Source organism: Erwinia sp., assembly GCF_031978025.1.
Classification (GTDB): domain Bacteria; phylum Pseudomonadota; class Gammaproteobacteria; order Enterobacterales; family Enterobacteriaceae; genus Erwinia.
The window spans coordinates 1-7,415 of record NZ_DALZCD010000144.1 but is presented as its reverse complement, the minus strand read 5'-3'; the positions used below and the strand labels follow the sequence as shown (position 1 = coordinate 7,415).

The window sequence follows — 7,415 nt, the reverse complement described above, 5'->3', positions numbered from 1 at the left end:
ACACCGACGATCTTTCTCCTGCGCCTGACGCCTGGTCACGCCCGGATATCCCTCTGCACGCGCTGGCGATGCTGAAGAACGCCCGTGAAGGCATTGAGCCGGATCAGCCTGGCGCCGTTGGCCCAATCAAACAGATCGAAGCGCTGCAGGCCAAAGGCTTCCCGCTGGCTTACGTCGGCGATGTAGTGGGCACCGGCTCTTCCCGTAAATCTGCGACCAACTCGGTGCTGTGGTTTATGGGCGACGATATCCCTCACGTGCCGAACAAAAAAGGCGGCGGTGTGGTGCTGGGCAATAACATTGCTCCTATCTTCTTCAACACCATGGAAGATGCTGGCGCACTGCCGATTGAAGTTGACGTGCAAAACCTGCATATGGGCGATGTCATCGATATCTATCCGTACAAAGGCGAAGTACGTAACCACGCCACGGGCGAAGTGCTGGCTACCTTTGCGCTGAAAACCGACGTGCTGCTTGATGAAGTTCGTGCTGGCGGTCGTATCCCGCTGATCATCGGTCGTGGTCTGACGACCAAAGCCCGTGAAGCGCTGGGCCTGCCACACAGTGATGTGTTCCGTCAGGCGAAAGACGTGGCGGCAAGTACGCGCGGCTATTCTCTGGCGCAGAAAATGGTTGGCCGTGCCTGCGGTACCGAGGGCGTACGCCCTGGCGCATACTGTGAACCTAAAATGACTTCCGTAGGCTCGCAGGATACTACCGGCCCCATGACCCGTGACGAGCTGAAAGACCTGGCCTGTCTGGGCTTCTCTGCCGATCTGGTGATGCAGTCTTTCTGCCATACGGCAGCCTACCCGAAGCCGGTTGACGTTTCTACGCACCATACGCTGCCGGACTTTATTATGAACCGTGGCGGCGTTTCGCTGCGTCCGGGTGACGGCATTATCCACAGCTGGCTGAACCGTATGCTGCTGCCGGACACCGTAGGCACGGGCGGCGACTCCCATACCCGTTTCCCTATCGGGATCTCTTTCCCGGCGGGTTCTGGCCTGGTGGCATTTGCCGCCGCAACCGGCGTCATGCCTCTGGATATGCCAGAGTCGGTACTGGTGCGCTTTAAGGGCAAAATGGAGCCGGGTATTACGCTGCGCGATCTGGTTCACGCTATCCCACTGTATGCCATCAGGCAGGGTCTGTTGACCGTTGAGAAGAAGGGTAAGAAAAACATCTTCTCCGGCCGCATCCTGGAAATTGAAGGCCTGCCGGATCTGAAAGTTGAACAGGCGTTTGAGCTGTCCGATGCGTCCGCCGAGCGTTCTGCGGCTGGCTGTACCATCAAGCTGGGCAAAGATCCTATCATTGAATACCTCAATTCCAATATCGTGCTGCTGAAGTGGATGATTGCGGAAGGCTACGGCGATCGCCGCACGCTGGAACGTCGTATTCAGGGTATGGAAAAATGGCTGGCGGATCCGCAGCTGCTGGAAGGCGATGCGGATGCGGACTACGCGGCAGTGATCGAAATCGATCTGGCTGAGATCAAAGAGCCAATTCTGTGCGCGCCAAACGATCCGGATGATGCTCGTCTGCTGTCGGATGTGCAGGGCGAGAAGATTGATGAAGTCTTTATCGGTTCCTGTATGACCAATATCGGCCACTTCCGTGCCGCCGGTAAGCTGCTGGACAGCCATAAAGGCCAGCTGCCAACGCGTCTGTGGGTGGCTCCGCCAACCAAGATGGATGCGGCGCAGCTGACCGAAGAGGGCTATTACAGCGTGTTCGGTAAGAGCGGTGCGCGTATCGAGATCCCGGGCTGTTCACTGTGCATGGGCAACCAGGCACGCGTGGCGGACGGCGCGACGGTGGTTTCCACCTCAACCCGTAACTTCCCGAACCGTTTAGGCACCGGTGCGAACGTCTATCTGGCCTCAGCCGAGCTGGCTGCAGTGGCTTCGCTGCTGGGCAAACTGCCGACGCCGGACGAGTATCAGCAGTTTATGGCGCAGGTTGATAAGACAGCGGTGGACACCTATCGCTATCTGAACTTCGATAAGCTGAGCCAATATACTGAGAAAGCCGACGGCGTCATTTTCCAGACGGCGGTCTAAACCTACGATAGCGTTATTCAGAGCCGAATAGCGCTTTCGTAACTCATAAAATCCGGGACTGTTTTCAGTTCCGGATTTTTTATGGGCGTCACTCAGGGCGAAGCCACCCGAAAGGGAAAATAACGAATTCAGTAAAACCCCTTTTTTAAGGTCTGGATTAGTTAATTGATTTTAACCCCCTTTTTTTAATCAGGTAAAAAAGGGGTTTTTATCAGGAACAGGACAATTTCCATGGCAAAACAGGGTGTTAAACTTTTATCGCTACTGTTCACTGCCGTACAGACAGCTTAGAAATCGTGGTATGACGAAAGAGAACACCCCTTCAAGTTCACTGCCGTACCGGCAGCTTAGAAAGTGTTCACGGCAGGATTTTTGATATTTACGAAGTTCACTGCCGTACAGGCAGCTTAGAAATCCATGGTGTCGGCAATGTCCTCTACTAAAAGGTTCACTGCCGTACAGGCGGCTTAGAAAAGAAATGGCAGTAAAACAGAGGGTTGAAAATGGTTCACTGCCGTACAGGCAGCTTAGAAAATAATCGTCATGCCTTCGTTGCTCTGGTACTGGTTCACTGCCGTACAGGCAGATTAGAAAGCCAGGAAAGGCAGAAGCCTCATTCTGTCTCTCTTGCTTTTCATTGCTAAAGTGGAAAAAGTATCCAAAAGGATCTTCAAAGCAACCGCTATCTTGTCCTGTACTCAAAATAAGGAGAAAATTTCGAAGGCCAACGCGCAGTAAATAGAGCTGCATATAAAAATGCCACCCAAAAATAGACGGGGATTTCAAAGTGCAATTAAAAATAAAACATATTTGAATAATATCAGACTCCGCTAATCACAAATCTACTACTGGAAAGCATTACCCAAAATAATGAGACGAAGTCTCATTATGTCTCGAATAATACAGGCCAATGCCTGATGTTCCTTTCAAAGGAAAAGTCGGGTAGTCTGTCAGCAATTTTTCAACGGCAACTTTATTAAAATGCAATCCTGCTCTTATTTTAGGCAGATAGCGAGGCGCAATGAAATTCCTGGCAAGATATTTGGTTATACTCCTGTCTTTTTCTTCCCTTAAGGTGCTTGCCCACACCGATTTAGCAGAAAGTTTAATTAAGGAGGGTGATTATTACGTAGGCGGCGTTTTTGGTAAGCATGATTATAAAAACCATGCCAATGTAAAAATAAAAAGTTTTTACATCATGCAAACAGAGGTCAGCTACGAGTTCTATCAGCAGATCTATCTGTGGGGACAGAATAATCATTATCTGTTTAACCCTGGCTGCAATGGTGCCACCTATGAAGATTGTCGGGCACCTGAATACGAACAGGGAAAGCATCCGGTAACCAATGTGGCATGGGGAGATGCCGTCATTTTCGCTAATGCGCTAAGTGCCTTACAGCACTTGCAGCCGGTCTATCTGACCAATAAAGGCGCTGTTGCCCGTAACAGCGAGGAAACTGACGACCTGCACGAGGATAGTAGCGCGAACGGTTATCGCCTGCCCAATATCACTGAATGGCAGATCGCTGCACGAGGCGGCGAAAAAGCATTAGCTAAAGGCCATTATGGGCAACGTTTCTCCGGTAGCGACAAGGCAGACGAAGTTGCCTGGTATCCACCTTTTAACACCAAAAATTTTGGTACAGCCCGAGTGGGTTCGTTAAAGCCTGATGACGCAGGCATTTATGATATGAGCGGTAACGTCTACGAGTGGGTTAACGATAAAAGCGACGCCGAAGGCGTGACCATGCATTATTTTTGTGGAGGGAGCTATATTGCCCATTCTACCTCTCTGGCCAGCTGCGACAGCCACAGTGCAACATTCACCATGTCCGATATCGGCTTTCGTCTGATCAGGAAGGGTGGCAATGAATAAATTTTTCATGGCAGCGCTGCTCTTTTCAGGGCAGGCCTTCGCCAGCCCTGAAGAGATGCTATTAAAAAATGGCGAAAATATTGTCGATATCAACTCAGATGGCATAAAAGACATTATATTTATCGCCAACTACGACAATAACACCTCGCATCCCAGTCGAACCATGAACGTTTTTATAAGTAATAAGCAGGGGGATTACAATAGTATTCCCTGTCCGCAGGCCAGCGGATTTACCTGGGCGGACGTTAGCCTTTCTGCTTCCGGCGTTAAAATTTATGATTATAAACTGGTTAACTATCAAAACCGCTATTTTATGGTCAGTGCGGAAAAAGCAGACATCGATAAAAGTGGCGACATTGCCGATTCTGCTCCGGTCAGAATAAATCGCTATGTTATAGCGCAGGACGAAAGCGATCCGGGTATTCCTGCTTTTCAATGGCGCCTGGCCGGAAGTTATATAACCGAGAAAAAGTTTGAAGATGTGACCGACGCGCTTAAAAAGCTCAATATGGATGATTTTAAATGAAAGCGATAGGCATAGTGGCAATACTGTTTACCGTAACTTGCCATGCCGGTAGTGCTGGCGTGAGCCAGCATTATAAAACGGCAATACAGCAGGCATTAGATAACCAGCCGCCGCTTTGTCTTGGCGAAAAAACCTGGCCTGCCGTTACCTATGCGCGGGGCTACAGCTGGATAAATGCAAAAATGGAGGCGTTAAAAGAGGCCGGCCTGATCGCTAAAAACAAAACAGGCGGAAAAATAGAGTGGAAGTTGACCGCCTACGGTCAAAAAGCGTTTAACGAGTCCGGCGACTTTTGCTACGGCAAGTTTAAAGTCGGTAAAGTAACCGATATCAATCATACCGATGAGGAGACGGTAACCGTTGATTTTACCTATACGCTGGGCGCCTTGCCCGCATGGGCTAAAAATAAAGCTGTCAGGGTAGCCTACACCGATTTGGATAATGACCTGATGGGCATCGGTCGGGCCAGGTATGAAATTATTTTCAGAAAAGCGCGCTCGGGCAAACTGAGAGTGCTTTCGCCTCCTTCTCAGTTGGATCTGCTTTATTAAAGACGAGTTTATTACCTGCTCTGGTGTGCTTACCGGACGGTTTTCGCTTAATGTGCTTCCTGCCCGCACGGCTACCCGGGTACGCGGCGATCCTCTTCAGGAGATCGTCGTTTCATTTCTTCTCTCTTCCCTTTTCTTTGGCCTTTATACTGCGATAATAGAAGAGTAACCCGTTCACAGGAACGGGCCGGCGGACACGGCAGGGTGAAGCCGCAACCCGGTAAGGTCAGAGGACAGCAGTATGGAATATGAATTTTTACGCGACGTTACCGGCACGGTAAAGGTCCGCATGTCGATGGGGCACGAAGTCATCGGCCACTGGTTTAATGAAGAGGCAGCGGATAATTTAACGCTGCTGGATGAGGTAGAAGCCGCCGTTATTGATGTTAAAGGCACCGAGCGTCAGTGGCAGCGCGTGGGCCGCGAATATACGATCTGGCTGGATGAAGAGGAAGTGATCGTACGCGCTAATCTGCTCAGCATCGAAGGCGACGAGATGGAAGAGGGGATGAGCTATTACGATGAAGAGAGCCTGTGCTTTTGCGGCGTCGAAGATTTTCTGGCGGTCATTGCCGCCTACCGCAATTTTTTGCAGGGGCGCTAACGAGATTGCCCGCGTCACGCCGTTGCAAAGCCTGACCGATATCATTGCCGACGTGCTACTGAGCGAACGGGAAGTGAAAACGCTGAGCGGGCAGCCTTTTACGCTAACGCTGGCGAAACCCTGAGCAAAACGGGCTGCCCGAAGGCCGCCCGTCAGTGAAACCTACCGCGTCCGGCTTACAGCGTTTTAAAGCCAACCGAGGGAATATTGCGGCCGTAGTAAATTTCCCGCATCTCTTTCCACAGAAGATCGGTAATACGCTTGTGTTCTTGCGGCGTCAGATCTTCCGGGTGGGTATTAAAGAGATAATGTTTTAAATCAAACTCTTTCAGCAGCATCTTGGTATGAAAAATGTTTTCCTGATAGACGTTAACGTCCATCATGTCATACATCGACTTCATATCTTCCGACATAAAATTCTGAATGGAATTGATTTCGTGATCGATAAAGTGCTTCACGCCGTTCACGTCGCGGGTAAAGCCGCGTACGCGATAGTCGATGGTGACGATATCCGATTCCAGCTGGTGGATAAGATAATTCAGCGCTTTCAGCGGCGAAATCACGCCGCAGGTAGATACCTCGATATCCGCGCGGAAGGTGCAAAGCCCGCCTTCCGGGTGGCTTTCCGGATAGGTGTGCACGCAGATATGGCTTTTATCCAGATGGGCCACCACCGAACCCGGCAGCGGGCCCGGATGCTCTGATTTATCAATGTCTTTGGGATCGATCGGTTCTTCACTGACCAGAATGGTGACGCTGGCGCCCTGAGGCTCATAGTCCTGGCGCGCGATATTCAGCACGTTGGCACCGATAATCGAGCAGGTTTCGCTAAGGATCTCCGTCAGACGGTTGGCATTGTACTGCTCATCAATGTACGCAATGTAGCCGTCACGCTCCGCATCGGTATTCGCGTAACAGATATCGTAGATACAAAAACTCAGGCTTTTCGTCAGGTTGTTGAAGCCATGTAGTTTAAGCTTTTGCAATTTCGTTCACCCCCTTAAAATGCCCGGTTATTCAGCCAGGGCATTCAACAGATATTGCGGCAGGGCAAAGCTGCCGGTATGGATCGCCGGATTGTAATAGCGACAGCTCAGGCCTGCCTGCTGATAACGCGCCGTAAGCGTGGTCGTCTCCAGCTGGCGCAGCGCCGGGTTGTCACTTGCCCAGGCAAAAGTCATGATGCCGCCGTAATAGGTCGGTACGGCCGCCTGGTAAAAGCTGACGTCGCGGAAAGAGTGGCTCAGCTTGCGATGGCTGTTGACCGCCTCATCCTGCTGCAAAAAGCAGACGCCATTCTGCGCCACAAAAATGCCGTTTTCATTGAGGCAGCGCCGACATCCTTCATAAAACGCCGAGGTAAACAGGCTTTCACCTGGCCCAATCGGATCGGTACAGTCGGAAATAATGACGTCGAATTTTTCATCGCAGTGACGGACAAAGTTGACGCCGTCATCGATCACCAGTTTGAAACGCGGATCTTCATAGGCGCCGGCGTTGTGATTAGGCAGATACTCTTTGCAAAACGTCACTACGCCCGCATCGATCTCCACCATGGTGATTTGCTCAATGTCTTTATGACGGCTGACTTCACGCAGCATGGCGCCGTCGCCGCCACCGATAATCAACACACGCTTTGCCGCCCCGTGCGCCAGCAACGGCACGTGGGTCATCATTTCGTGATAGATAAATTCATCGCGCTCGGTGGTTTGCACCACGCCGTCCAGCGCCATCACGCGGCCAAAGGCGGCGTTTTCGAAGATTATCAAATCCTGATGATCGGTTTTCTCAT

General features: G+C 51.0%; 8 protein-coding genes. 6 read left to right on the top strand and 2 right to left on the bottom strand.

The window, feature by feature from the left end:
- The 6 genes from acnB to RTK32_RS12755 form a co-directional block, all read left to right on the top strand.
- Window positions 1-2,066 (top strand): bifunctional aconitate hydratase 2/2-methylisocitrate dehydratase (gene acnB / locus RTK32_RS12780; RefSeq protein ID WP_312044498.1); only part of this gene is annotated, 2,066 nt, incomplete at its 5' end.
- A gap of 1,021 nt (window positions 2,067-3,087) precedes the next feature.
- Window positions 3,088-3,942 carry an SUMF1/EgtB/PvdO family nonheme iron enzyme gene (locus RTK32_RS12775; RefSeq protein ID WP_312044496.1) on the top strand — a complete coding sequence of 285 codons (855 nt, stop codon included), beginning with the start codon at window positions 3,088-3,090 and terminating at the stop codon, window positions 3,940-3,942.
- Window positions 3,935-4,468, top strand: coding sequence for a carbapenem self-resistance protein CarG family protein (locus RTK32_RS12770; protein WP_409451089.1), 534 nt, complete (start codon window positions 3,935-3,937; stop codon window positions 4,466-4,468). Before RTK32_RS12775 ends, RTK32_RS12770 begins: the two co-directional genes overlap by 8 nt.
- Window positions 4,465-5,019: a CpmK protein gene (locus RTK32_RS12765; protein ID WP_312044492.1), complete on the top strand. Its 555-nt coding sequence runs from the start codon at window positions 4,465-4,467 to the stop codon at window positions 5,017-5,019. The genes RTK32_RS12770 and RTK32_RS12765 overlap by 4 nt, the downstream gene beginning before the upstream one ends.
- A gap of 241 nt (window positions 5,020-5,260) precedes the next feature.
- On the top strand, window positions 5,261-5,623 hold the full coding sequence (gene yacL / locus RTK32_RS12760) for a protein YacL (protein ID WP_312044490.1): 363 nt from the start codon (window positions 5,261-5,263) through the stop codon (window positions 5,621-5,623).
- On the top strand, window positions 5,589-5,747 hold the full coding sequence (locus tag RTK32_RS12755; protein WP_312044488.1) for a hypothetical protein: 159 nt from the start codon (window positions 5,589-5,591) through the stop codon (window positions 5,745-5,747). The genes yacL and RTK32_RS12755 overlap by 35 nt, the downstream gene beginning before the upstream one ends.
- Before the next feature lie 52 nt (window positions 5,748-5,799).
- Here RTK32_RS12755 and speD read toward each other — a convergent pair whose 3' ends face one another.
- A complete protein-coding gene (gene speD / locus RTK32_RS12750) occupies window positions 5,800-6,609 on the bottom strand; it encodes an adenosylmethionine decarboxylase (protein WP_312044486.1) in 810 nt (269 codons plus the stop codon).
- Between the two features lie 27 nt (window positions 6,610-6,636).
- On the bottom strand, window positions 6,637-7,415 hold a 779-nt coding region (gene speE, locus RTK32_RS12745), incomplete at its 5' end, for a polyamine aminopropyltransferase (protein WP_312044484.1).

Coding starts and splice junctions, on each gene's coding strand:
- RTK32_RS12775 (WP_312044496.1), top strand. CDS start 3,088: ATGAAATTCCTGGCAAGATATTTGGTTATACTCCTGTCTTTTTCTTCC.
- RTK32_RS12770 (WP_409451089.1), top strand. CDS start 3,935: ATGAATAAATTTTTCATGGCAGCGCTGCTCTTTTCAGGGCAGGCCTTC.
- RTK32_RS12765 (WP_312044492.1), top strand. CDS start 4,465: ATGAAAGCGATAGGCATAGTGGCAATACTGTTTACCGTAACTTGCCAT.
- yacL (WP_312044490.1), top strand. CDS start 5,261: ATGGAATATGAATTTTTACGCGACGTTACCGGCACGGTAAAGGTCCGC.